The sequence below is a fragment of the Shewanella sp. SP2S2-4 genome (assembly GCF_031932025.1).
GTDB classification, from domain to species: domain Bacteria; phylum Pseudomonadota; class Gammaproteobacteria; order Enterobacterales; family Shewanellaceae; genus Shewanella; species Shewanella baltica.
The window spans coordinates 33,110-57,703 of sequence record NZ_JAUOER010000026.1 but is presented as its reverse complement, the minus strand read 5'-3'; the positions used below and the strand labels follow the sequence as shown (position 1 = coordinate 57,703).

The 24,594-nt window shown below is 47.1% G+C and carries 18 protein-coding genes and 1 tRNA gene; 14 read left to right on the top strand and 5 right to left on the bottom strand.

Annotated features, from left to right (window positions below; translation table 11 throughout):
- Positions 1–133 precede the first annotated feature (133 nt).
- Positions 134–997: a protease HtpX gene (gene htpX / locus Q4Q54_RS17905; protein ID WP_006082065.1), complete on the top strand. Its 864-nt coding sequence runs from the start codon at positions 134–136 to the stop codon at positions 995–997.
- Between the two features lie 212 nt (positions 998–1,209).
- Here the strand turns inward: htpX and Q4Q54_RS17900 are convergent, their stop codons facing one another.
- Positions 1,210–2,148 (bottom strand): LysR family transcriptional regulator ArgP, encoded by a 939-nt coding sequence (locus Q4Q54_RS17900; RefSeq protein WP_311989169.1) that lies wholly within the window; start codon positions 2,146–2,148, stop codon positions 1,210–1,212.
- Positions 2,149–2,273: 125 nt separating this feature from the next.
- Between Q4Q54_RS17900 and Q4Q54_RS17895 the strand changes: the two genes are divergently transcribed.
- The gene (locus tag Q4Q54_RS17895; protein ID WP_006082063.1) at positions 2,274–2,891 is read left to right on the top strand and encodes a LysE/ArgO family amino acid transporter; all 618 of its coding nucleotides are present in this window, start codon (positions 2,274–2,276) and stop codon (positions 2,889–2,891) included.
- 245 nt (positions 2,892–3,136) lie between these two features.
- Here the strand turns inward: Q4Q54_RS17895 and bcp are convergent, their stop codons facing one another.
- Both bcp and Q4Q54_RS17885 read right to left on the bottom strand, forming a co-directional pair.
- Positions 3,137–3,604 (bottom strand): thioredoxin-dependent thiol peroxidase, encoded by a 468-nt coding sequence (gene bcp / locus Q4Q54_RS17890; protein WP_006086208.1) that lies wholly within the window; start codon positions 3,602–3,604, stop codon positions 3,137–3,139.
- 3 nt (positions 3,605–3,607) lie between these two features.
- Positions 3,608–4,159, bottom strand: coding sequence for a glycine cleavage system protein R (locus Q4Q54_RS17885; protein WP_006082061.1), 552 nt, complete (start codon positions 4,157–4,159; stop codon positions 3,608–3,610).
- A 172-nt stretch (positions 4,160–4,331) separates the two neighbouring features.
- Here Q4Q54_RS17885 and dapA point away from each other — a divergent pair, with 172 nt between their 5' ends.
- From dapA to nadE, 10 genes are all read left to right on the top strand, one after another.
- Positions 4,332–5,216 carry a 4-hydroxy-tetrahydrodipicolinate synthase gene (gene dapA / locus Q4Q54_RS17880; RefSeq protein WP_311989168.1) on the top strand — a complete coding sequence of 295 codons (885 nt, stop codon included), beginning with the start codon at positions 4,332–4,334 and terminating at the stop codon, positions 5,214–5,216.
- Between the two features lie 3 nt (positions 5,217–5,219).
- Positions 5,220–6,317 carry an outer membrane protein assembly factor BamC gene (gene bamC / locus Q4Q54_RS17875; RefSeq protein ID WP_311989167.1) on the top strand — a complete coding sequence of 366 codons (1,098 nt, stop codon included), beginning with the start codon at positions 5,220–5,222 and terminating at the stop codon, positions 6,315–6,317.
- Between the two features lie 361 nt (positions 6,318–6,678).
- Complete coding sequence (locus Q4Q54_RS17870) at positions 6,679–7,761, top strand: efflux RND transporter periplasmic adaptor subunit (protein WP_311989166.1); 1,083 nt, start codon at positions 6,679–6,681, stop codon at positions 7,759–7,761.
- The gene (locus tag Q4Q54_RS17865; protein ID WP_311989165.1) at positions 7,758–10,853 is read left to right on the top strand and encodes an efflux RND transporter permease subunit; all 3,096 of its coding nucleotides are present in this window, start codon (positions 7,758–7,760) and stop codon (positions 10,851–10,853) included. Before Q4Q54_RS17870 ends, Q4Q54_RS17865 begins: the two co-directional genes overlap by 4 nt.
- Positions 10,854–11,045: 192 nt before the next feature.
- Entirely contained in the window at positions 11,046–12,959 is a 1,914-nt protein-coding gene (gene htpG / locus Q4Q54_RS17860) for a molecular chaperone HtpG (protein ID WP_006082056.1), read from the top strand.
- Between the two features lie 524 nt (positions 12,960–13,483).
- Positions 13,484–14,347, top strand: a complete 864-nt coding sequence (locus tag Q4Q54_RS17855) for a tetratricopeptide repeat protein (RefSeq protein ID WP_311989164.1) — start codon at positions 13,484–13,486, stop codon at positions 14,345–14,347.
- 140 nt (positions 14,348–14,487) lie between these two features.
- A complete protein-coding gene (gene adk, locus Q4Q54_RS17850) occupies positions 14,488–15,132 on the top strand; it encodes an adenylate kinase (protein ID WP_006082054.1) in 645 nt (214 codons plus the stop codon).
- 111 nt (positions 15,133–15,243) lie between these two features.
- Complete coding sequence (gene hemH / locus Q4Q54_RS17845; RefSeq protein ID WP_311989163.1) at positions 15,244–16,263, top strand: ferrochelatase; 1,020 nt, start codon at positions 15,244–15,246, stop codon at positions 16,261–16,263.
- Between the two features lie 480 nt (positions 16,264–16,743).
- Positions 16,744–18,048 carry an inosine/guanosine kinase gene (locus tag Q4Q54_RS17840; RefSeq protein ID WP_006086215.1) on the top strand — a complete coding sequence of 435 codons (1,305 nt, stop codon included), beginning with the start codon at positions 16,744–16,746 and terminating at the stop codon, positions 18,046–18,048.
- Between the two features lie 201 nt (positions 18,049–18,249).
- Positions 18,250–19,080: an ammonia-dependent NAD(+) synthetase gene (gene nadE / locus Q4Q54_RS17835; protein WP_259482204.1), complete on the top strand. Its 831-nt coding sequence runs from the start codon at positions 18,250–18,252 to the stop codon at positions 19,078–19,080.
- Positions 19,081–19,198: 118 nt separating this feature from the next.
- Here the strand turns inward: nadE and Q4Q54_RS17830 are convergent, their stop codons facing one another.
- Positions 19,199–19,681, bottom strand: coding sequence for a DUF6942 family protein (locus Q4Q54_RS17830; RefSeq protein ID WP_259482205.1), 483 nt, complete (start codon positions 19,679–19,681; stop codon positions 19,199–19,201).
- A gap of 375 nt (positions 19,682–20,056) precedes the next feature.
- Between Q4Q54_RS17830 and Q4Q54_RS17825 the strand changes: the two genes are divergently transcribed.
- Entirely contained in the window at positions 20,057–21,535 is a 1,479-nt protein-coding gene (locus tag Q4Q54_RS17825; RefSeq protein WP_311989162.1) for an alpha/beta fold hydrolase, read from the top strand.
- 234 nt (positions 21,536–21,769) lie between these two features.
- Here the strand turns inward: Q4Q54_RS17825 and Q4Q54_RS17820 are convergent, their stop codons facing one another.
- On the bottom strand, positions 21,770–23,950 hold the full coding sequence (locus Q4Q54_RS17820) for a diguanylate cyclase (protein WP_311989161.1): 2,181 nt from the start codon (positions 23,948–23,950) through the stop codon (positions 21,770–21,772).
- A 483-nt stretch (positions 23,951–24,433) separates the two neighbouring features.
- Between Q4Q54_RS17820 and Q4Q54_RS17815 the strand changes: the two genes are divergently transcribed.
- Positions 24,434–24,510 (top strand) — tRNA-Pro (locus Q4Q54_RS17815).
- Positions 24,511–24,594: the final 84 nt, after the last annotated feature.

Genomic DNA, 24,594 nt, shown 5'->3' with positions numbered 1-24,594 from the left:
GACAGTGCCTTTATACGAGAAAGATAACCTAATTTAAAAACTCTTTTCTTTTACCACTTGAATTTCGATGATTTGGACATATTATGTCTTTGAACAAAGTTAAATGGCACATTCTTGCCCTAAAGGAGCTGAAATGAAGCGTATATTTTTATTGATTGCGACTAACCTAGCTGTGTTGCTAGTAGCCTCAATTGTAATGTCTATTCTAGGCGTGAACACGTCTACTATGGGTGGACTACTGGTGTTCGCTGCCATTTTTGGATTCGGTGGGGCCTTTATCAGCTTAGCCATTTCAAAATGGATGGCGAAAAAGACCATGGGTTGTGAAGTGATCACCACCCCACGTGACAGTACTGAACGTTGGTTAGTAGAGACGGTTGCCCGTCAAGCTAAACAAGCGGGAATTAAAATGCCAGAAGTGGCGATTTATCAATCACCCGACATGAACGCGTTCGCTACAGGCCCAAGCAAAGACAATTCATTAGTGGCTGTGAGTACGGGTCTGTTATATGGCATGAGCCAAGATGAAATCGAAGGCGTATTGGCCCACGAAGTGAGCCACGTTGCTAACGGTGACATGGTGACCTTGACACTGATCCAAGGGGTAGTTAACACCTTCGTGATCTTCGCGGCTCGTGTGGTTGCTGGCATTATTAACAACTTTGTGTCGAGCAATGATGAAGAAGGCGAAGGTTTAGGCATGTTCGCTTACATGGCCGTGGTTTTCGTGCTGGATATGTTATTCGGTATCTTGGCTTCAATCATCGTCGCTTACTTCTCACGTATTCGTGAGTACAAAGCCGATGAAGGCGCGGCCCGTTTAGCGGGTAAAGGCAAGATGATTGCTGCGCTTGAGCGTTTACGCCAAGGTCCAGAAAGCACGGCAATGCCTGCACAAATGTCTGCCTTTGGTATTAACGGCAAACGTTCAATGGCGGAAATGATGATGAGTCATCCTCCATTAGAAAAACGTATTGCAGCGTTAAGAGCAAGCTAATAAAGAGAGAGTTAGGTTTAAGTTTTAAGCCTCACTTGAGATTAGATCTATGACTCTCAATATCGGGCTCAAACTTTGGTTTGAGCCCGATTTTTTTATGCCTGCCATTTAACTCACATTTGATGAAGCAAAAAGGCGCCGCTATGGGAATCATCACACCGCGTTAAACACCATCGCGGGTAAATCGCTGAAGATTCATGCGGGTTGTGCGTTCATTCTTGATGCAGCAAATTGTGTTGCGCGGTTGCTGCAAGGGCGCGATAGACCAGTGTCGTTTGCTTCGCCTTAATATTCCAATGCTGCCAAAAGAGTGGCACGCGCATGCGCCGCTCTGGCGTGAGCTCAATCAGTATCCCTTGATCGATTAATGGCTTAGCTTGCAGATGACCGACGAGTCCATAACCTAAGCTTAAGTTAATCGCTTCTAAAAAACTTTCTGAAGAGGGGATTGTATGTTGCCACCATTGCCCTGGCGTCATATTGAAATATTGGGCGAGAAACTTCTCGTGCAGCTTATCTTTGGTGGAGAACACCACTGCTGGCGCCTTTGCTAACTGAGCTTGGCTAATGCCGTTAAACAGCCGAGTGTCGCTAAGCGATAGCGAGTCTCTCGGCTCACCAAAATAGCGCGCGGCAAATTCGGGCGTGGCCACACATAAATATTCCATGGTGCCTAAAAACTCACTGCTGCAACCCGCCATCGGCACTTCGGTTGTGGTGACGCAGCCGACCGCTTCACCGTTTTTCAATAGATGATGGGTGTAAGACTCATCATCGACAATCAATTCCAATAACCAAGCATGGCGACTGAACATGCCTGCCAGCGCTGGTAAAAACCAAGTGGCTAAACTGTCGGCATTCACAGCAATACGCACTGTGGTTGGATGGTTGGGATCGTCGGCGTCCATCTCGGCTCTTAATTCACTCTCAAGTAATTGAACCTGTGAATAGTGGCGCAGCAGGCGTTTGCCTGTGGGGGTGGCGACCACGGGATTGGAGCGAATAAGTAATGACTGACCGACTTTTTCCTCAAGCTGCCGAATGCGTTGCGATACCGCCGACTGGGTGATGTGCAGCACTTTAGCGGCGCGGTCGAACCCGCCTTCCGAGACGACAACGGCGAGGGCTTTGAGATTGGCGTATTCCAGCATAATCATCCTTAATCGATCTGTGTTTGATGGTTATTAATTTTACTTATGATACATAAAAAACATTAGTTATATTAATTTTGTTGTTTTGACTATGCTAGCGCCTTCTTCGAACATGAGAGGTGGTTATGCAAGCGGCATTTATACAAGGTATGGGAATTGGTGGCAGTTTGATTATTGCTGTAGGCGCGCAAAATGCCTTTGTGCTCAAGCAAGGCATTAAGCGTTCGTACACGTTACCGATTGCCTTGCTCTGCTCTATGATTGATGCGCTGATGATCACTGCGGGTGTGGCGGGGCTGGGGCACATTATTGAATCTTTCCCGACCATTAAGCATGTGGCGAGTTTCGGTGGCGCCGCGTTTCTACTCTGGTACGGTGCAAATGCGCTCAAGGCGTCGTTTGTGGCCAAGGGCATTGAGATGGAGCAGGCTGATAATGCCGATACCTTCAAAAAGGCCGTGTTGACCACGCTTGGGATCAGTCTGCTTAATCCGCATTTGTACCTCGACACTGTGGTGTTACTCGGCAGTATCAGCACTCAATTCGACGATTTACATCGACCTTGGTTTGGCGCAGGCGCCGTGTTGGCATCGTTTATTTGGTTCTTCGGCTTAAGTTTTGGTGCGCGTTTGCTGGCGCCTATTTTTACTCGCCCAGCGGCATGGCGTTACCTTGACCGTTTTATATGGCTAACCATGTGGAGCATTGCCGCCGCGATTATTTGGCCCTATGTAGCAGGATAAATTGGCGTTTGGATGCCATGACATGTGGGCATGGCTGAATGCATTTGCGGAATTTTTGCTCGGTTAGACAGTGTGTTGTGATATGAAAGTGAAAATTTTTCATGAAAAAGGTCCTGATTTCAGGACCTTTTCGTTATCGATTGCCGATTATTTATTCAGCCTACCGACATCAACTGACGACGTTTACACTTTGCTGCCGATTAAAGCAGCAGCTTGACGTGTCTTATTCGTCGTCATATCAGCCATTAACCCGCGATTTGCGCGAGTACGACTTCATGGTGATCTTTGGTTTTAAACTTATCGAACACGTGGGCAATAGTGCCATCTGTATTGATAAGGAAGCTTAATCTGTGGATGCCATCATAGGTTTTACCCATGAATTTTTTCTCACCCCAGACCCCAAAAGCGTCGGCGACACTGTGGTCTTCATCGCTCAGTAAGGTAAAGTTGAGCGCTTGTTTTTCAGCAAATTTGGCCAGCTTAGCCACAGGATCTGGGCTAATGCCAAATACCGTCACATTATGGCTATCGAGCGCGGCTTTGCTGTCACGTAGACCGCAGGCTTGCACTGTACAACCCGGGGTAGCTGCTTTAGGGTAAAAGTACACTAAAACAGGACCTTGCTTAAGGCTGTCGGCCAGTGAAACTGACGTGCCATGTTGATCCTGTAGGGTAAATTGAGGCGCTTTTGCCCCAGCCGTTAAGGTATTCATCTATTATCCTCTGTCCTCTAAAATGGCTGTGCCTTCCATACGACGAATAGTGCAATCTAAGGTCATATCTTGGGCGAGTTGATAGATACTCTGTTCGAGCTTTTCTAGTTCAACTTTTTCAGGAATATTAATGGTCAGCGACACGTTTTGCGTCTGCTCACTGTCAGGTAATTCTTCGGAGAAAGAGCGCACTGCAGCCAGATCTAATGACCTGTCGGCAAGGAACTGGGTAATGCGTTTTATCGTGCCGCGCTGGTCTTTACCCGTGAAGCGAACTTCAAGGCGAGAAAGGTAATTTTGTGGTGTGTGTTTAGAGGTACGTTTCATCACTGTCATCAGTTCTAATTCGACACAGAGACTGGGGAGCATGCTTTCAATTTTCGTTATTGATGCCCACGAGCCTGACAACATCATGATAAGGGTAAATTCGTTACCAAATAATGCCATACGGCTGTCGACGATATCGCAGTCACAGTCACTGGCAAGACGAGCTAGTTTACTTACGAGTCCAGGACGGTCGAGACCCATCGCTGTTACGACCAGGAAATTGGTCATGAATTTTCCTCACTTTTTCGATATCATAGAGCGAAAACTCAGGGTTGAAGCTGAGTTTTTGTGCGGGATGTAATGCTACCATAACTAATTCAATTTGAGAGCCCCGTTAATGCTTGTCATTAGTGGTTGGCATCAGTACCATAGCGAATCCTGAAATCTTGGGGAAAGTCAGATGATAAACGGAAGCATCGTAGCCTTAATCACGCCAATGAACAGTGATGGCTCAGTAGATTTTGCAAGTCTTGAAAGGTTAGTCGAATTCCATATTGACCAAGGCACAGATGCCATTGTGGCCGTTGGTACTACTGGCGAGTCAGCGACTCTGCCTATGTCTGAGCATGTAACGGTCGTTTCACAAGCCGTTAAATTTGCTGCGGGCCGCGTTCCTGTCATTGGTGGCAATGGTGCCAATGCCACATCTGAAGCCGTTGAGCTCACCAAGTCCTTATCTAAGGTGGGTGTTGCCGCTATGCTTGGCGTAACGCCATATTATAATAAGCCAACTCCTAAGGGATTGATTGCGCATTATAAAGCAGTTGCTGCCAGCACAGATATTCCACAAATTCTTTATAATGTCCCTGGCCGTACTGCCGTTGATATGTTGCCAGAAACCGTTGCCGAGTTAGTCAGCGTGAGCAACATTATTGGCGTGAAAGAAGCGACCGGTGACTTATCCCGTGTAAAACGTCTGCGCGAACTGTGCGGCGACGATTTCCTTTTGTATAGCGGCGATGATGCCACTGCCAGAGAGTTCTTACTCTTAGGCGGCAATGGTGTCATTTCAGTGGCGAACAACATAGTGCCACAAGCCTTTAAAGCTATGTGTGATGCGGCGCTTGCCGGCAATGCTGAGCTTGCGCTGAGCATAGACACACCACTGCGCGGTTTATACAGCACACTCTTTTGTGAAGCCAATCCTATCCCTGTTAAATGGGCTGCCCATCGCATGGGTTTGATTGAATGTGGCCATATTCGTTTACCTTTGACTGAACTTTCTGAGCAATGTCATGGTCTGTTGATAGAAGCAATGACTCGTGCCCAGATAGAGGTTAAATAATTAATGTTAAAGAAAGTCACCCCACTGATCTTAGTTGCTGCCGTTGCAGCCTGTAGTTCGCCACTTGATCGCCGTCAAGCGAATGGTACTGAAGACTATGTTCAGGCTGAGCAAGCGCCTTTGCTTAAAATCCCTGCTGGATTAAAAACACCGCCCTACAATAAAGAATTTGATGTGCCAGCATTGGGCCCTAAAGCCAATGCTACTGTCTACGGTAAAAATTTGGATATCCGTCCGCCACTGCAAGTACTGCCTATGGCTGAAGGTACTCACGTGGAAGAGGGCAGCGACAACATTAAAATCGTGGTCGAATCTATCGATAATACGGTGGACTTGAAACAAGAGATCTTTAGCAACTTAGATGGTTTCTTGGCCCAAAAAGGTATCGCTGTTCGTAGCCGTGATTTTGATAAAGGCAACATAGAAACCGATTGGATCGAAAGTCGCGAAGTGATCGAATCAAACATGTGGGGTTCAGATAAAGTTTATCTGCTGCGCCAACGTTACCGTTTCGATGTGGAAACACGTCCACATGGTCGCACTGCCAATATCGTTATTCACTTAGTTGAACACGAAGAGTTTTACGACGATAAAGCACAAAACGTGTTATTAAGCGGCGAAGATAAGCAAAGATACACGATTGATATGCTGAACAGTGCGATTGCCTACATCAGTATTAAACGTGACCAATCTATTCAAGCGAATCGTTTGAAGCAAACCTTAGGTATCAATGTCGATTTAGTCACGCCAGAAGAAGGCAAAGCCTACTGGTCTGCTAAAGCCCCTTACAAACAAGTGTGGGATCGTCTGCGTATCGTGCTGCCGGAAATGGGCTTCGAAATTGCCGATATGGATAGCGCGAAAGGATTGTACTTTATCAAGTTTGACGATAACTCGGGTTTCTGGAGTTCATTGTGGGGCGACGATAAGTTAGCGCTCAAAGAAGGCAGCTACCGTATACTGCTTGAAGATGGCGATACGCCTGAAGAGACTAAGATCTTCCTCCGCGATGCTGAAGATCAGCCATTGAGCGATGAAGTCGTTACCAATGTGTATCAGTCACTGTCAAACCTGATGAAAGAAGAACGCAAACTGCGTTAATTTCAATGGTTGATGAGAGAAGGGCGAATTATCGCCCTTTTTTATTGGCTGCGATTTATGGAACGGTGGTTGACGATTATCTAAGCAAACGGTGTTTTAGGATTTAATTGTCTACATATCAATATTTTGAATGGTTTTAGCAATAAGCTCCGCTGGATTTGTCATTTTTAGAGATAATCACTAATCACTCTCGTTATCGTACTGCATTCTGGCTATTCTGCCATGTATATCGCCAAAGACACTTAATCACACATATTTTGCGCTATTGGCGTAATTTGTAAGAAAAAGTAAAACGTATTGATGCGATGATGTGAGTGAGTAAACTAGCCGTCATTAATGCGAGTCATCCCTTGGAAGCCCGATGAAAAAAATTATTCTAATAATCGCCCTATTGGCCGCGGCATGGTTTGGATATCAAGCCATGCAACCGCAAGAGATTGCCACTGCGCAAATGAAACTCATGCCTAACGTGGTGATTGCCACCGCCGCCATGGCACCTATTCGCGATGAAGTGGAAGCCATCGGCACCAATAAAGCCGCAGAATCTGTGACCATAACCCCTAAAGTTACCGACATGGTGATAGCACTTAAGTTTGATGATGGCGACATAGTCAAAAAGGGTGACTTGCTAGTCCAACTGCAAAATGCCGAGCAAATCGCTAAGGTAAAAGCCGCGCAAGTTAAAGTCAGTGATAATCAACGTGAATTCAACCGTATCAGTTCGTTAGTCACCAGCCGCACTGTGGCAGAGTTAGAACGCGACAGATTACAAACCCTTATCGATACCACCCGCGCAGAGCTTGAACAGGCGCAAGCATCACTCAATGATCGCAGTATTCTGGCGCCTTTTAATGGCCGTTTAGGTTTACGTCAAATCAGTGTCGGCAGTTTAGTGTCGCCCGGCACTGCGATCACCACCTTGGATGATATCTCTAAGATTAAACTCGATTTTTCAGTGCCTGAGCGTTTTATTCAAGATTTAGCCCCAGGTAAGAAAGTTGAAGCCAAAGCTGTTACCTTTCCTGATTTTACCTTCAAAGGCGTAGTGACATCGATTGATAGCCGCGTAAACCCAACGACGCGCACTGTGATTGTCCGCGCCGAAATCCCTAATCCTGAGCTGCGTTTATTACCGGGCATGTTGATGAAGGTCAAACTCATCAAACGTAGCCGCGAAGCCTTGATGTTGCCAGAATCAGCCATTATCCCAATCCAAAATGATCACTTTGTTTACAGCGTTAATGCCGACAATGTGATTGAGCGTAAACAAGTCACTATCGGGATTCGTACCCGTGGTTGGGTCGAGATCTTAGACGGTTTAGCCTTGGGTGAAAACGTGGTGATCCGTGGCTTATTGAAAGTCCATCCTGGGGATAAAGTGCAAACAGAGTTCGCGGAAAAGTTTAGTTATCTTGCGGATACGAGCGCGGAGCCAAGTGTATGATCCTCACTGATCTCTCGGTAAAACGTCCCGTATTTGCCTCTGTGATCAGCTTGCTGCTGGTCGCTTTCGGGCTTGTCTCCTTTGATAAATTACCCCTGCGTGAATACCCAAACATAGATCCGCCTGTGGTGTCTATCGACACTAACTACCGCGGCGCCAGTGCCGCCGTGGTGGAAAGCCGCATTACCCAATTGATTGAAGACAGGATCAGCGGCGTCGAAGGCATTCGGCACGTGAGTTCATCGAGCAGTGATGGCCGTTCATCCGTCACCTTAGAGTTTGATATTAGCCGTAATATTGAAGATGCGGCTAACGATGTACGCGACCGTATTTCTGGCTTACTCGACAATTTACCCGAGGAAGCCGATCCCCCTGAAGTGCAAAAAGCCAATGGCGGCGATGAAGTGATCATGTGGCTCAATTTGGTGTCGGATCAAATGACGACCCTCGAATTGACCGATTACACTAACCGTTATTTAGCCGACCGCTTTTCAGTGGTCGATGGTGTGGCGCGGATGCGTATCGGCGGCGGCAAAGTGTATGCGATGCGGATATGGCTAGACAGACAAGCCTTGGCATCGCGCAGTTTAACGGTTGCTGATGTAGAGGCTGCGCTTAGAGCCGAGAACGTCGAGTTACCCGCAGGTTCGATTGAATCTAAGGAGCGGCACTTTACGGTGAGGCTCGAGCGGGGTTATCGCACTGCAGAAGATTTCGCGAATTTAGTGATCACCCAAGGGGAGGACGGTTATTTAGTTAAACTGGGGGATGTCGCGCGGGTGGAAATTGGCTCTGAAGAAGAGCGGATTATGTTCCGTGGTAACAAAGAGGCGATGATAGGTTTAGGTGTGTCTAAGCAATCAACCGCCAATACCTTGGAAGTGGCGCGCGCAGTGAATGCGCTGGTTGATAAAATTAACCCGACCTTGCCAGCGGGCATGTCAATTAAGCGCAGCTACGATAGCTCAGTGTTTATCGAAGCCTCGATTAAAGAAGTGTACCAAACCCTGTTCACTGCGATGGTCTTAGTGATTATCGTAATTTATCTGTTCCTTGGCAGTGTGCGCGCCATGTTGATCCCCGCGATCACTGTGCCTGTATCCTTGCTCGGCACCTTTATTGTGCTGTATGCGCTTGGCTATACCATCAACCTCTTGACCTTGTTGGCGATGATCCTTGCCATCGGCATGGTGGTGGACGATGCGATTGTGATGCTAGAAAACATCCATAGACGTATCGAAGAAGGGGACTCACCGCTCAAAGCCGCTTTCCTCGGTGCGCGTGAAGTGGCCTTTGCGGTCATCGCCACCACCTTAGTCTTGGTAGCGGTGTTTATGCCTATCACTTTCCTTGAGGGCGACTTAGGTAAGCTATTCAAAGAGTTTGCTGTGACCATGAGTGCGGCAGTGCTGTTCTCAAGCATAGTCGCACTAACGCTCACACCTATGATGTGTTCTAAGTTGCTTAAGCCTAGCTCGCAGGATTCTTGGTTGGTGCGTAAGGTTGACGGCATCATGACCAAAGTGTCAAACCGTTATCAATTATCGTTAAAGTCTGCCATGGCCCACCCGTTATTGATGTCGATTTTGGTGTTGATCGCGTTAGGCTCTAGCGCTTATTTGGTCCAAAAAGTGCCGCAGGAATTTGCGCCGCAGGAAGACCGAGGTTCGTTATTCTTGATGGTCAACGGACCGCAAGGCGCGAGTTATGAATACATAGAATCCTATATGAATGAGGTGGAAAACCGTTTGATGCCGCTGGTCGACACGGGTGATATCAAACGTCTGCTGATCCGTGCTCCCCGTGGCTTTGGCCGTTCGGCGGATTTCTCTAACGGTATGGCCATTGTCGTGCTGGAAGATTGGGGTAAACGTCGCCCGGTGAAAGAAGTGATCGCAGATATTAACAAACGTCTTGCCGATCTCGCTGGGGTGCAAGCGTTTCCTGTGATGCGCCAAGCCTTTGGCCGTGGCGTCGGTAAACCTGTACAGTTTGTGATTGGTGGACCTAGCTACGAAGAACTGGCTCGTTGGCGCGATATCATGATGCAAAAGGCGGCACAGAATCCTAAATTACTCGGCTTAGATCACGACTATAAAGAGACTAAGCCGCAGCTTCGTGTCGTCATTGACAGAGACAGAGCGGCAAGCCTTGGGGTGTCGATTTCAAATATTGGCCGTACGCTGGAATCCATGCTGGGCTCACGCTTAGTCACGACCTTTATGCGTGACGGTGAAGAATACGATGTGATCATTGAAGGCGAGCGCGGTAATCAAAATACCGCAGCGGATCTGCAAAATATCTACGTGCGTTCCGAGCGGACTCAAGAACTTATCCCGCTGTCGAACTTAGTGACGGTGGAAGAGTTTGCCGACGCCAGTTCGCTTAACCGTTACAACCGTATGCGCGCGATCACCATAGAAGCCAGTTTAGAAGATGGTTATAGCCTAGGTGAAGCCCTTGATTATATGAATCAATTGGCGCGTGCTTATTTACCTGCAGAAGCGGTCATCAGCTACAAGGGCCAATCCCTCGATTATCAAGAGTCGGGTAGCTCTATGTACTTCGTGTTCTTGCTCGCGTTGGGGATTGTGTTCCTCGTGCTCGCGGCGCAGTTCGAGAGTTACATTCATCCTATGGTGATTATGCTGACTGTACCGCTGGCGACCGTGGGCGCGTTAATTGGTTTGTGGCTCACGGGGCAGAGTCTTAATATTTACAGTCAGATAGGTATTATTATGCTGGTCGGGTTGGCGGCGAAAAACGGCATCTTGATTGTCGAGTTTGCTAACCAATTGCGGGATAAAGGCGTTGACTTTGACAAGGCGATTATCCAAGCCTCAGCGCAGCGTTTACGACCCATTCTCATGACTGGCATCACCACCGCCGCTGGCGCTGTACCTTTGGTTATGGCCGCAGGCGCGGGCGCTGAAACTCGTTTCGTGATTGGTGTAGTGGTGTTGTCGGGGATTTTATTGGCAACCCTATTCACTATCTTCGTGATCCCCGCCGCCTATGGACTGTTTGCCCGTAACAGCGGATCGCCCGAAGCCATAGCCCAACAGTTAGAAAAAGAATTAGCCGAAGACTAACGCCTCGCGTAGGCTGATGTTGAAAGCACACGAAAGTCCACATATAGGCGCTTGGTATTCATCAAGCGCCTTATTTTTCGCCATTCGAACCTCGTTTTAGCCCTTGCCCTTGAAAAGCAAATTTGGAGCCCCATTTAAGTAAACACTAAGCGTTACTTTTACCAAATTGCGTAACAAATAAAGGAAAATTTCATGTCACAACAAGAAACTCATGGTTTTCAAACAGAAGTCAAACAGCTGTTGCATTTGATGATCCATTCTTTGTATTCCAACAAAGAAATTTTCTTGCGTGAACTGGTCTCCAACGCTGCGGATGCAGCGGACAAGCTGCGTTATCTGGCGTTGACCAATGATGCTCTGTATGAAGGCGACGGTGAACTGCGAGTCCGTATCAGTGCTGATAAAGAAAAAGGCACTGTGACCATCGAAGACAACGGCGTGGGTATGACCCGTGACGGCGTGATTGAGCATTTAGGCACAATTGCTAAGTCGGGCACCGCTGATTTCTTTAAAAATCTATCGGGCGAATCCTCAAAGGATTCACAGTTAATCGGCCAGTTCGGTGTCGGTTTCTATTCAGCCTTTATCGTGGCCAAGAAAGTCACGGTTCGCACTCGCGCTGCCGGTCATAAGGCCGATGAAGCCGTATTGTGGGAATCAGAAGGCGAGGGTAACTTCACCGTTGATACCATCACTAAGGCGAGCCGTGGTACTGAAATCACGCTGCACCTGCGTGATGAAGAAAAAGAATTTGCCGATGATTGGCGCCTGCGCTCGATCATCACTAAATACTCAGATCATATTTCTGTGCCGGTCGAAATGTGGCAAGAGGGTACGCCAGAAAGTGATGGTGCTGATGGCGAAAAAATACCTGCGACCGAAGGTCAATGGAAAGTCATGAACAAAGCGACTGCTTTGTGGATGCGCAGCAAAGCTGACATCAGTGACGAAGAGTATCAAGAGTTTTACAAACACATTTCCCACGATTATACCGACGCACTACTGTGGAGTCATAATCGGGTAGAAGGTAAGCAAGAATACACTAACCTATTGTATATTCCTGCCAAAGCACCTTGGGATATGTGGAACCGCGATCGTAAGCACGGCCTGAAACTGTTTGTGCAACGAGTGTTCATCATGGATGACGCTGAGCAATTTATGCCATCTTATCTGCGCTTTGTGCAGGGCTTAATTGACTCAAACGATCTGCCGCTGAACGTATCCCGCGAAATTTTGCAGGATAACCACGTGACCAAAGCGATGCGAACAGGTATCACCAAACGTGTGCTTGGCATGCTGGAAAAACTGGCGAAAGACGATGCGGAAAAATATCAACAGTTCTGGGCTGAATTTGGCCAAGTGTTGAAAGAAGGGCCAGCGGAAGATTTCGCCAACCGTGAACGTATTGCAGGCTTATTACGTTTTGCCTCGACCCATACGGGCAGTGCTGCGCCGACTGTGTCACTCGATGACTACATCAGCCGCATGAAAGAAGGCCAAACTAAGATTTATTACATTGTTGCCGACAGTCATGAAGCCGCCGCTAACAGCCCACATTTAGAGTTGTTACGTAAGAAAGGCATTGAAGTCTTACTGATGTCAGAGCGTATCGACGAGTGGCTAATCAACCACTTAACTGAGTACAAAGAGAAACAACTGCACTCAGTGACCCGTGGTGACTTAGAACTTGGCGAGCTGGAAGATGCCTCTGAAAAAGAAGCGCAAGAAAAGCTTGAGCAAGAATCAGTAGCTTTAGTTGAACGCATTAAAGCGGCATTAGGCTCGAGTGTTGCGGATGTGAAAGTCACGTCACGCTTAACCGACACTCCAGCCTGTGTCGTGGCGGGTGAAGGCGAAATGTCGACTCAGATGATCAAGCTGATGCAAGCTGCCGGTCAACCTGTGCCAGAAGTGAAGCCGACATTTGAGATCAACCCCGCGCACCCATTAGTGTCGCGCTTAAATGATCTTCAAGATGAAGCCGCCTTCGCGGATTGGTCAAATCTGCTGCTGCAACAGGCGCAATTGTCTGAAAAAGGTAGCCTTGCGGATCCATCGGCCTTTATCAAGCTGATGAACCAAATGTTACTGGCTAACATGAAGTAAATGACTATCGGGGCCTTTCTTTGAACGGCCCCGATATTGTTTCTAGTGCAGGAAGAGTGGTTTGAGCCTAGCCTGTCACTCAAATTCGTTAGCGAGAATATACCCAAACAACCTGAAGATGTAGGATTCAGCGGGAATTTAACGCACTTTAGGCAAGGCCATTAATTGCTCCTGCATTAATGGCATTCACGCCATCCATGGCGATTGCGGTTATTTGCAGACCTAGTGGGCTAAGTTAAAAATAACCAACGCAGCATAAAGTGCGTTAAAACCCGCCGGGACGGAGCGCCTAGGGCACTCCACTTCCGTGTTGCATCAATTCAAAAGGTGGTCGACATTCTGTCATTGATGCGCCTTGAATTGAAGCACCCTAGGCGCTCTGAAACTCGACTCTTCAGGTTGCTTGGGTATACAAGCTGTTAAGACAACGATTTTAAAATAGCGCGTTAACACTCAGTGCTAGCGCTTCGTTTTAAAAGCATAAGGCCTCCCATGATTGAGGCCTTAAACGTTAAGGGAATACTATGGACAATATCCTCAGCCTGACTAAAGACAATATTCAGCAAGTGGTTGATGCCTCGATGCAGCAGATCGTGGTGTTAGCATTTTGGGCACAGCCGCAGGAACAAAGTGTGGCTATGCTGCACACCTTAGAGCAAATTGCCGCGCAAAATGCGGGTCGATTCGTGCTCGCTAAAGTTGACTGTGAAGCAGAATTAGAAATTGCCAATTACTTTCGCATTCAAAGTCTACCGACCACGTTAGTATTGGATAAAGGCCAGCCTGTCGATGGTTTTGCTGGCCTGCAAGATGCGGCGCAAGTCACAGCCATGCTGGACAAACATTTACCGCCTATGTGGCAGTTACAGTTAGCACAGGCCAAAGCATTACTCGCCCTTAGCCAAGTAAGCGCAGAGGATCTTGCCACTGCTGCCGTGTTGCTTAAAGACGCGCATGCAGGCTCAAATCAAGCGGGTGAGGTGAGTTTAGTGCTTGCCGATGTGTATCTGATGCAGGGCGAATTAGTGTTAGCGCAAGCTATGCTTGAGAAAGTCGGGCTTGCCGACCAAGATGGTTACTACCAGAGTTTAAAAGCCAAGCTCGCACTTGCCCTAGATGCAGCGGATACCCCTGAAATTCGCGATTTACAGCAAAAGTTTGAGCAAAATCCAACAGATTTAGTGTTATTACTCGAGCTGAGTAAGGCATTGCATGCTGCCCACCGCGATGATGAAGCATTAGAACTGTTATTCGGTGTGCTCAGTAAAGATTTAGGTGCTGAAAATGGCACAGTAAAACAAGTATTTATGGAAGTATTAACCGCACTTGGCCAAGGTAATCCCATAGCCAATCAATACCGCCGTAAGCTCTATACCTTGCTCTATTAATGATAGAAATGCCTAAGGAACGGCAGTTTATTTGCGGTTTCTGAGGCTAAAGTCGAAGCTAAAAGCCTTCTCAATGGCGGCCAGATGTGCGAAGATCGCCGCCCTAAGAAGAATATCAATGCGAAAAGAGGACTCTTGAGATGCGCATTATCCTATTGGGCGCCCCAGGTGCCGGTAAAGGTACCCAGGCCCAGTTCATTATGGAACAGTATGGTATCCCACAAATTTCCACTGGTGATATGTTACGTGCCGCGGTAAAAGCCGGTACTCCACTGGGTTTGGAAGCGAAGAAAGTGATGGATGCTGGTCAACTGGTTTCTGATGATCTGATCATCGGTCTGGTTAAAGAGCGTATCGCACAGGAAGACTGTGTTAAAGGTTTCTTGTTAGACGGTTTCCCACGTACTATTCCACAAGCGGATGCGATGGCGGCAAACGGTATTAGCATTGATCACGTGATTGAAATCGATGTGCCAGACGAAGAAATCGTTAAGCGCATGAGTGGTCGCCGTGTTCACCCAGGTTCTGGCCGTGTTTACCATGTGGTTTTCAATCCACCTAAAGTGGAAGGTAAAGACGACGTAACTGGCGAAGATTTAGCTATTCGTCCAGACGACGAAGAAAGCACAGTGCGTAAACGCCTCGCGATTTACCACGAGCAAACTAAGCCGCTGGTTGAATACTACGGTAAAGTGGCTGCAGCTGGTCAAACTCAATACAACAAGTTTGACGGTACTCAATCGGTTGCGGCTGTGAGTGAGCAGCTTGCCAGCGTGTTGAAATAACCGAAATAGCTTAATTTACGAGAACGAGTTCTCATATTAGAAAAAAGCCTGCCGATGCAGGCTTTTTTTATGGGTATCGCAATGTTAGCCTCCAAGTGAACTTCATTAACCATGAGCCTAACGTTGAATCCTTCCCCTGCTTTTGGTGTGTTATTGGTTAACCTCGGCACGCCTGATGAACCTAGCCCTAAGGCCGTAAAACGATTTTTAAGGCAGTTTTTAAGTGATCCCCGTGTCGTTGATTTATCGCCGTGGATTTGGCAACCGCTGCTGAACGGCATTATCCTCAACACCCGTCCGGCGAAAGTCGCCAAACTCTACCAAAGCGTGTGGACGCCGGAAGGCTCGCCCTTGATGGTGATAAGTGCACGCCAAGCACAAAAGCTGGCGGTGGACTTAAGCGCCACGTTTAACCAGACCATCCCGGTTGAACTGGGCATGAGTTACGGCAATCCCTCCATCGATGCGGGATTTGAACGCCTGAAAGACCAAGGGGCAGAGCGCATTATTGTGCTGCCTTTGTATCCCCAATATTCCTGCTCGACTGTGGCAAGTGTGTTCGATGCCGTTGCCAATTATCTTAAAACCGTGCGTGACATACCTCAGGTTCGATTTAATAAAGACTATTTTGATCATGATGCTTACATAGCAGCGCTGGCGCATAGTGTGACGCGTCACTGGAAAACCCATGGGCAGGCCGACAAGTTGCTCTTGTCATTTCACGGTATTCCACTGCGTTATGTGAAAGAGGGCGATCCATACCGTGAGCAGTGTTTTGTCACGGCGAAACTGTTGGCGCAAAAACTTGAGCTTAGCGAGTCGCAATGGCAGGTGTGCTTCCAATCGCGCTTTGGCCGCGAAGAGTGGCTCACGCCCTACGCCGATAAACTATTGACCGAGTTACCTGCGCAAGGAATCAAAAGTGTCGATGTGATTTGCCCAGCGTTTGCGACTGACTGCCTCGAAACCTTAGAAGAAATCTCCATCGGCGCCAAGGAAACCTTTTTAGATGCAGGTGGCAGCGACTATCGGTTTATCCCTTGTTTGAACGACGATGAGTTACACATTGAATTATTACGGCAATTAATCCAAGAACAAGCGGTATCTTGGGCCCATACCCAAGCCACCTGAAGAGTCGAGTTTCAGAGCGCCTAGGGTGATTCAATTCAAGGCGCATCAATGACAGAATGTCGGCCACCTTTTGAATTGATGCAACACGGAAGTGGAGTGCCCTAGGCGTTCCGTCCCGGCGGCTGATGTTATTCACGGGGGTAACGCACTTTATACTGTGTTGACTATTTTTAACTTAGCCCACTAGGTCTGCAAATAACCGCAATCGCCATGGATGGCGTGAATGACATTTATGCAGGAGCAATAAATGGCCTTGCCTAAACCATTCCGTTAACTTCAGCCGCTGAATCCTACATCTTCAGGTTGTTTGGGTATTGGAGCACTGGCTTCGAACTGATTTTGTGATAGAATCTGCGCCCTTCCGGCTAAGGGGTGGTTTTTTTGTCTCGCTAGCCTAGACTCAATATTTTTAGGATGCTGCTTGGCTTGACCGCCTCGGCAGACGCCAATTAGCATGGATGCCAGGAAAAGAGAGCCACTATGAAGTTTCCCGGTCAGCGTAAATCAAAACATTATTTTCCGGTTAAAACCCGAGATCCGCTGCTTGAACAGCTGACTCAACAGCCTCAGCCGTTTGCGACCTATATCAGCGGTATTGATCAAACCTTAGTGGATATCGAAGCGAAAGTGGAAGACGAATTGCTGAGCCGTTATGGCTTGCCCAAAGGTAATTCTACCTTGATCAATGATGAACAGGCCCACAGACTCTACACTGAGTTAAAAATTCATGGCTTGATTAGCGATGAGTTTGCTGGTGGCACGATTGGCAACACAGTGCACAACTATTCTATTCTGGCCGATGACCGTTCAGTGTTATTCGGGGTGATGAGTCAGAATATCGAAGTGGGCAGTTACGCTTATCGCTATTTATGTAATACCTCTTCTAAAGTCGACCTTAACTTTCTACAGCCTGTAGATGGCCCTATCGGTCGCTGTTTTACCTTGATTTCTGAGTGTGGCGAGCGGACATTTGCGATTAGCAAAGGCTCGATGGATAAACTCACGCCTGAATATATTGATAAAGATGTAATACAGGGCAGCTCTGCCTTAGTGCTGACCGCATATTTAATGCGCGCTAGCGATGGCGACCGAATTACCGATGCGGCCATGTGCGCCATCGAATACGCAAAAGCCGCCGAGGTGCCGGTAGTATTGACCTTAGGCACGCGTTTTTTGATTGAAGAAGATCCTCAATGGTGGCAAAACTTCATCAAAGAACATGTCACCATTTTGGCGATGAATGAAGATGAAGGTGAAGCCTTAACCGGTTCACGGGATCCTCTGCTCGCCAGTGAAAAAGCCTTGGAATGGTGTGACATGGTATTAACCACAGCGGGTCCAATCGGGCTTTATACTGCGGGTTATACTGAAGATTCTGAAAAGCGCGAAACCGTACATACCCTGTTGCCGGGTGCGATCCCAGAATTTAACCGTTATGAGTTCTCCCGTCCAAAGCTTAAGAATGACTGTGAAACACCGATTAAAGTGTTTGCCCACATTTCACCTTATATGGGCGGTCCAGAAAAAATTGGGAATACTAATGGGGCAGGTGATGGCGCGTTATCGGCGTTATTGCACGATCTGGCGGCTAATACTTTCCACAAGACGAACGTGCCGGGTTCGAGTAAACATAAGCGCGATGGCCTGTGTTATTCCTCGTTTTCTCAAGTATGTAAGTACGCTAACCGCGTTGCCTATGAAGTCTTAGCCCAGCATAGCCCGCGTTTATCCCGTGGTTTACCTGAGCGCGAAGACAGCTTAGAAGAATCCTACTGGGAAAGATAAGCCGATACCTGTATTGGTATTAAGCTGACTGATTTACGCTAGGGCAATAACGGCAAACCGTTGTTGCCTTTATTTTTATGGCGTTTATCAACAATCAATCGGCCAAGCGCTAATTTTAACTACAGGCAGTTGCGAATAAATGTTAACGTTAGTCGGGTTCAGATAGTCCAAATACAGCGATTATTTAAGGTGGAATTTTCGGTGAAAGCGCAAATCTTAAGAGAAATGAAAGTACTCACGGCCATAGAGCCTGAGTTCGAAGTGCAACGTCGGGTCGCGTTTATTAAAACCAAACTAAAAGAAGCGCGCAGCAAGGCATTGGTATTAGGGATCAGCGGTGGGGTGGATTCTTCTACCGCAGGGCGTTTGTGTCAGTTGGCGGTGGACAGTTTAAACCACGAAAATAGCCAAGGCGGTTACCAGTTTATCGCGGTGCGTTTACCCTATCAGATCCAAAAAGATGAGCATGAGGCGCAATTAGCCTGTCAGTTTATTCAGCCCTCTAAATTGGTCACAGTGAATGTTCATCAAGGTGTCGATGGCGTGCACAGCGCTACCGTCGCCGCGTTAGCCGAAGCCAGATTGCCTTTGCCCGATGTGGCAAAAGTGGATTTTGTTAAGGGTAACGTTAAAGCTCGTATGCGGATGATCGCTCAATACGAACTCGCCGGACTCGTAGGTGGACTCGTCGTGGGGACAGATCACAGCGCCGAAAACATCACAGGTTTTTACACTAAGTGGGGCGATGGTGCCTGCGATTTAGCGCCTTTATTTGGTCTTAACAAGCGCCAAGTTCGCCAACTTGCCGCGCATCTTGGTGCGCCAGAGTCTTTAGTGCATAAAGCGCCGACCGCGGATCTAGAAGATAATAAACCGTTACTCGAAGATGAAGTCGCACTGGGGCTAACCTATGCCCAAATCGATGATTTCCTTGAGGGAAAAGACGTCGGTAAGGCAGTTGAAGATAAGTTAATTGGTATTTATAAGGCGACGCAGCATAAGCGTCAGCCTATCCCAACGATCTACGACTAACGCTAAATCATACTCGAATAAGCACTCGTTGGAACTCAGTTCACGAGTGCTTTTTTATGTCTTTTTCTTACTGAGTCATTGAGCTTACTGCATTTGGCAATGCATCTTCTAGTAGGGATTATGGAATGGCTAAGTGTTGGCGTGTCAGGGCGATCAGTTGATTTGGGTATTGGCGATAATCCAAATAGGGCGTGAGTAAACAATGCTGCCCCTGCGAAGATGGAAGCGTCATCGCGGTTATGGATTTGTTTTGGGCGGTTAAATGCTGCGCATGGATATCGCTTGCAGACATGGTGAGTCCTAAACACTTTGCTGCCACTTGCCCCGCGATGAGATGGATCTTCGTGTTTGCCATCAACTCAGTGCCGCCTATGCAGATCAGTTCATTTTGCTTGAGTAACACTTGGTCACGATAGCTGCGCCAATCCTCTCCGACCGCGCTGATTTTTGCCATAATAGTGAAGATCTTACGCCAATGATTGCCATTAAGAGCTATGAGAGCCCCGACAGCGTCTGGCTGAGTGTAATGCCAGCTGTCAGGTATCAGCGGCGCAGTAGGAAGATAGTAGGCGAATGTAGCGTGTGGATTACCGATTATCATCGAGGGCGTATAAGTTTCATTGGAATAAGACTGCTTTGGATCCTAACCCGATTAAGGCCTATGCGGCTAATAAAATTGCGCGGCGGCTATCTTGCGAGTGACTGAATTGGCTAGCGACGTCATTTGATTGAAATTGAATAAGAGTGATTGAATTAGCGTGACTGAGTTTAAGTGACATTGTTTAGGAGACTGAGTTTAAGTGACACTGTTTAGGTGATTAAGTTTAAGTGACTCTATTCAGGTGATTAAGCTGAGGTGACAAAATTGCGCAGCTTATGGCAGTGGATATTATTGTGGTAAAAAGTTTGAAGGATGTTTTTTTCTAACCGTATAATTGGCTTGCTCATTTTATCTTATTGTTATGTAGGAACAGCCATGAAGGCCATCATCATAGGTTCGACAAAACACCTATTCTTAGCCGCAGTGTATGCGAGCATTGGCATAGCGCTGGCGTTACTCGCAACGGGGATTTATTTTCTCAATGCGCGTCCAGAATTGTCGCTTTGGCATACGGTCGAGTTAGAAAATGAGTTCCATTACAATACGAAACTCGCTAATTTTAATGAGTACTTAGCGCTAGAAGAGCGCTTATTCGCCGAAGTTGAGCGCAAAGTCGTCCAAAAGATTCCCACCAATGAATTTTCTCCCGTGAACCGCTATGTCAAAAATAGCTTATCCGATCCTGCCCATTGGTCACAAAATTGGAATCGCAGTTATGAATGGCCCAAAGCCGATGCCGAGTTTGGGGTATTGCTGCTCCATGGCATGTCAGACTCGCCCTATGCCTTATCCAATGTGGCAGCGCATTTTAAAGGTAAAGCCCATGTGCTGGGTTTAAGACTACCAGGACATGGCACGATTCCGAGTGGCTTGACTGAGGTTTATTGGCAAGATCTCGCCGCCGCAGTGAACTTAGCCACAGCGCATATGCGGCAATCTCTGAAGGGTAAACCGCTATTTGTTGTAGGCTTTTCGACCGGTGCCGCCGTAGCGCTTAACCATGAGTTAGAACGTATTAGCCAAGATAAAAAACCAGATTATGCTGGGATGATTTTTATCTCTCCCGCCATAGGGCTAGCGCCATTAGCGGCGGCCGCGCGCTGGCAGAGTTGGATAGGCCGATTGCTAGAACTGGATAAACTGCAGTGGAACAGCATTCAAGTGGAGTACGATCCGTTTAAATACACTTCTTTTGCGGTCAATGCGGGGGATGTGGTGTATCAATTAGCGCTACGTAACCAAGGTTTATTGGCTGGATTAACTTTGCCGCAAAGGGCACAAATTCCATCGATACTCACTTTTCAGTCGGTAGTGGATGCAACCGTTTCAACCTCGGCTGTGGTGAATCATCTTTATCAGACATTGCCTCAAAATGGCCACGAACTCGTGCTGTTCGACATGAACCGACTCGATGTGAATGCCAAAATGGTATCCAATGATCCGCTGGCGGGCTTGTTGGCGAGTATCAATAGTCCTGCGCTGCATTATCGCGGCACTGTGGTGGAAAATATCAGTCATGAAACCACGCAAGCTCAAGCGCGCAGCTTTGGTTTAGCTGCGCAGGGTAAAGTGGTCACAGAAGGCAATGAACAAGTGCGAGCATTAGATCTGTATTGGCCCGCTGGCGTGTATTCCTTGTCCCATGTTGCGCTACCCTTTGGTGTGGATGATGGCCTCTATGGCGCGATCATTCAGCCTGATTCACATCGGATCCAAATCGGTGCGACGGCTTCACGGGGAGAGCGCGGTTTGTATAGTGTGTCGGCATCGGAAATGTTGCGCCAGAAATGGAATCCCTTCTTCCCGTATCTACTTGAGCGCATAGATGAGTATCGACTCGCCCATATGCACTAGGATTTTGTGATTGATTAACCGCTCAGGTGTCATAACGCCTGAGCTTTCAATGATGATCACGCTATGTAAATGTGCGCTCAGGATCAAGCAGAGCCGTGCAACTTAGCCCGCTAGCATTCAGTACAATCCTGCGCAATCTAATAGTGATTGAATGCCACCCAGTTAATCTGACCTAAACCTTCTTTACCTTTGAACGACTGTCTCCTCAGCGGCTTTCTCTTAAACAAGCGCCAGTTAAACAATCAGGCTGCAAACAACCCGATCACGTCCCTGTTCCTTTGCCAGATACAAGTTATTGTCGGCCTGTTTAAGCCAGTACTCTAAGGAGTCGCTATAGGTGGCATTGGCAATCACAGCGCCAATACTCGCCGTGACATTAAAGCTTCGATGATCCTGCGGATTGATGATCACTGTACCTGCGAGCTGCCGTTTAAACTCATTGAGATGTGCTTCGACTTTCAAGGCATTACACATAGGTAAAATCAGCAAAAATTCTTCGCCGCCGTAGCGGGAGATCAAATCAATATCTCGCTTGAAGAGCGAGGTTAAGAGTTCAGCAACCACTTTTAAACACTCGTCGCCGCCCAAATGGCCATAAGTATCATTGATTTGCTTAAAATGGTCTAAATCCAATATGGCAAGCGTCATGGCATCTTGACCCCGTTCACACATTTGTTGGATAAGTGGAAATTGATGCTCGGTATAGCGGCGATTATAGAGATTCGTCAGCGGATCGCGCTCGGCTAAATCCTTCAATTTCACATTAGCGGCCTCTAAATCTTGGGTGCGCTGCTGTACTTTTTGTTCAAGTTCTTGTTGGTGTTCGAGTAAGGCTTGTTGGTTCGAGGCTAAACTTTCATACAAGCTATAGATTTCTTTAGGGGTGCTTTTATCGAGTAGATCATGCTCAAACTTCTCGTCGCTGGCTTTTTCTTGCTTAGCGGGACCGAAATGCTGCGCTAAAAGCGACAGAGGTTCGGTCAGTAACTTACTGATAGCTTTAGTAATAAAAAAGGCACCGACTAAGGAGCAAAACAGCAAAATTACCGTGTTGACATATTGGCGCTCAGCCAGTTTTAGAAGCGGCACAAAAGGTTCTAAAACATAGAGTTGCCACCCATTGTTTAACTTATGCTGGGCATAGATGTACTCAGGAGTATTTGAATCTAGGTTATGCAGGTTCATCAGTTGAAGCCGGGCGCGATAAATCTCACTGCCTTTGCTGAATGACAAGGGGGTGAGCGGTGCTAGTCCTAACCCTTCGGAGGCATAAATCAGATTATTGTTCTCATCTGTCAGTAAAATAGATTGCTGCTCATGGTGCAGGTTTTGTTTATCTATGCTGGAAAAATAGCGTAAATCTAAGCTGCCTTCGACTATCCCTCTGGCTTGATTGGGATCATTTGGACTAAAAATGGGAGCACTGATGGCAACGATCACGTCATTACCAAAACCTCTGCCGATAAACGCAGGTGATACAAAGGTTTTATGGTTGTAAAACGCTTGGGTAAAGTACTCCCTATCCATCACAGAAGGGATTTCTGCTAGGCGATCAAACTCAACTATATTGGCCATTGGACTGGCAGCGAGTAAGTTGCCTTGTTCATTAGCAAGTAACATGGTTTTAAAGCCTTGATTACTATCGTGTATGCTCGACAGTAATGCCTGCCACTCATTGATGCCAGCGTTCGACAGACTCAAAAACTTGGCCGTGCTAGCGATGACTTGCGTGTTGTAAGCGAGGTAGTTGTCGGTTGCATGGCTCAAATGAGTTGCCGTATCGTCCAGATTGCGATTAATCATCACTTGTTGTTTATCAATAAAAAAGTGATTAAAAGCTAAGGATGAGACCAATAAGCTCACAGTAATAATTAAGGTAAACAAGTAACTGAGCTGCGAGCTAAAAGTACGGCGATTAAGATTGGTCAGCTTGCCTTTAAAATGCCATAGGCTTGGAATAGCAACCACACAGAGTTCACCAATTGCAGCGTAAATCATGCCATTAACTGCTTGTTTGATCGCGGTAAAAGGAATGTGGCTGGCGGGCATTTTAGCAATGACTGCCACATAAATGGCTAACAGCGGGATCCCCAATAACACCCAATAACTCACACTGGCATAGAGTATTTGAATGTCTCGGCGCCTTGCAAAACCAAGCCATAATGCTTCCAGTAAAAACAGTAAATACACGTGGGGGCTCGACCACACGATCATGAGCCCCGTTGCGGTAAATAGGGCGGTGATCAACGCATACCAAGGCCCTACGAGTATTGCCACTATCACCACGGCCACGTTGCCGAGAATCAATTGCACATTAGCGAATAGAGGGATGGGAAAAAGATTCAGAACTAAGCCGAATACCCCAAGAATAATGGCCAGTCTGAGATGGGTGGTTTGGAAGGCGGGTAGATGCAAAGAAAAGACCCTTTAGAAAATGGCTTGTGTTAACTGTCTGTGATTATGACACAAATAAACCCAACGCCTCTATCCCAGTCATTCAATTACCTCCCCAAACAAAGCTATAACGTAAATAGATTGTTGAAGCCGATGATAGAAATGGATTGTCGAAACAAATAGTGCCACTAGATGATTTCGCTGAAGATAGGTCAATTCTCGTCAGTCGCAGGCTGACGAATGCTATAACCAATGGATGGGGCCATTTCAGAACCGTTATCGATGAAAATTGTGTCATTCAGAACATAAACTAAGCAGTTGTTCAAAGAGATCTCATGAAGCCCTTGCGCAGTTGCAAGGCAATTGCTACAGTTCTGGCTCACTTAAGATAAACCCCATAAACAGTATCTTAGGTGATAAGTGATTTAAAAAATTAGCTTGAAATAGCCAGTACGTTATAACGGACTAAGTCAGCGCTAATAATACAATTCACTTAAACAATTTCGGTATGTAGCGCAGCCCGGTAGCGCACTGTCATGGGGTGTCAGGGGTCGGAGGTTCGAATCCTCTCATACCGACCAAATTCATAAACAAAAAAGCCTGCAATCTTAATCAGTTGCGGGCTTTTTTGTGTCTATAATTTGGCTTTTTACTGCTTAGAGGTG

Bases quoted from the DNA above. Each gene is read 5' to 3' on its own strand.
- htpX (WP_006082065.1), top strand. From the start codon at position 134: ATGAAGCGTATATTTTTATTGATTGCGACTAACCTAGCTGTGTTGCTA.
- Q4Q54_RS17900 (WP_311989169.1), bottom strand. From the start codon at position 2,148: ATGCTGGAATACGCCAATCTCAAAGCCCTCGCCGTTGTCGTCTCGGAA.
- Q4Q54_RS17895 (WP_006082063.1), top strand. From the start codon at position 2,274: ATGCAAGCGGCATTTATACAAGGTATGGGAATTGGTGGCAGTTTGATT.
- bcp (WP_006086208.1), bottom strand. From the start codon at position 3,604: ATGAATACCTTAACGGCTGGGGCAAAAGCGCCTCAATTTACCCTACAG.
- Q4Q54_RS17885 (WP_006082061.1), bottom strand. From the start codon at position 4,159: ATGACCAATTTCCTGGTCGTAACAGCGATGGGTCTCGACCGTCCTGGA.
- dapA (WP_311989168.1), top strand. From the start codon at position 4,332: ATGATAAACGGAAGCATCGTAGCCTTAATCACGCCAATGAACAGTGAT.
- bamC (WP_311989167.1), top strand. From the start codon at position 5,220: ATGTTAAAGAAAGTCACCCCACTGATCTTAGTTGCTGCCGTTGCAGCC.
- Q4Q54_RS17870 (WP_311989166.1), top strand. From the start codon at position 6,679: ATGAAAAAAATTATTCTAATAATCGCCCTATTGGCCGCGGCATGGTTT.
- Q4Q54_RS17865 (WP_311989165.1), top strand. From the start codon at position 7,758: ATGATCCTCACTGATCTCTCGGTAAAACGTCCCGTATTTGCCTCTGTG.
- htpG (WP_006082056.1), top strand. From the start codon at position 11,046: ATGTCACAACAAGAAACTCATGGTTTTCAAACAGAAGTCAAACAGCTG.
- Q4Q54_RS17855 (WP_311989164.1), top strand. From the start codon at position 13,484: ATGGACAATATCCTCAGCCTGACTAAAGACAATATTCAGCAAGTGGTT.
- adk (WP_006082054.1), top strand. From the start codon at position 14,488: ATGCGCATTATCCTATTGGGCGCCCCAGGTGCCGGTAAAGGTACCCAG.
- hemH (WP_311989163.1), top strand. From the start codon at position 15,244: ATGAGCCTAACGTTGAATCCTTCCCCTGCTTTTGGTGTGTTATTGGTT.
- Q4Q54_RS17840 (WP_006086215.1), top strand. From the start codon at position 16,744: ATGAAGTTTCCCGGTCAGCGTAAATCAAAACATTATTTTCCGGTTAAA.
- Q4Q54_RS17830 (WP_259482205.1), bottom strand. From the start codon at position 19,681: ATGATAATCGGTAATCCACACGCTACATTCGCCTACTATCTTCCTACT.
- Q4Q54_RS17825 (WP_311989162.1), top strand. From the start codon at position 20,057: ATGAAGGCCATCATCATAGGTTCGACAAAACACCTATTCTTAGCCGCA.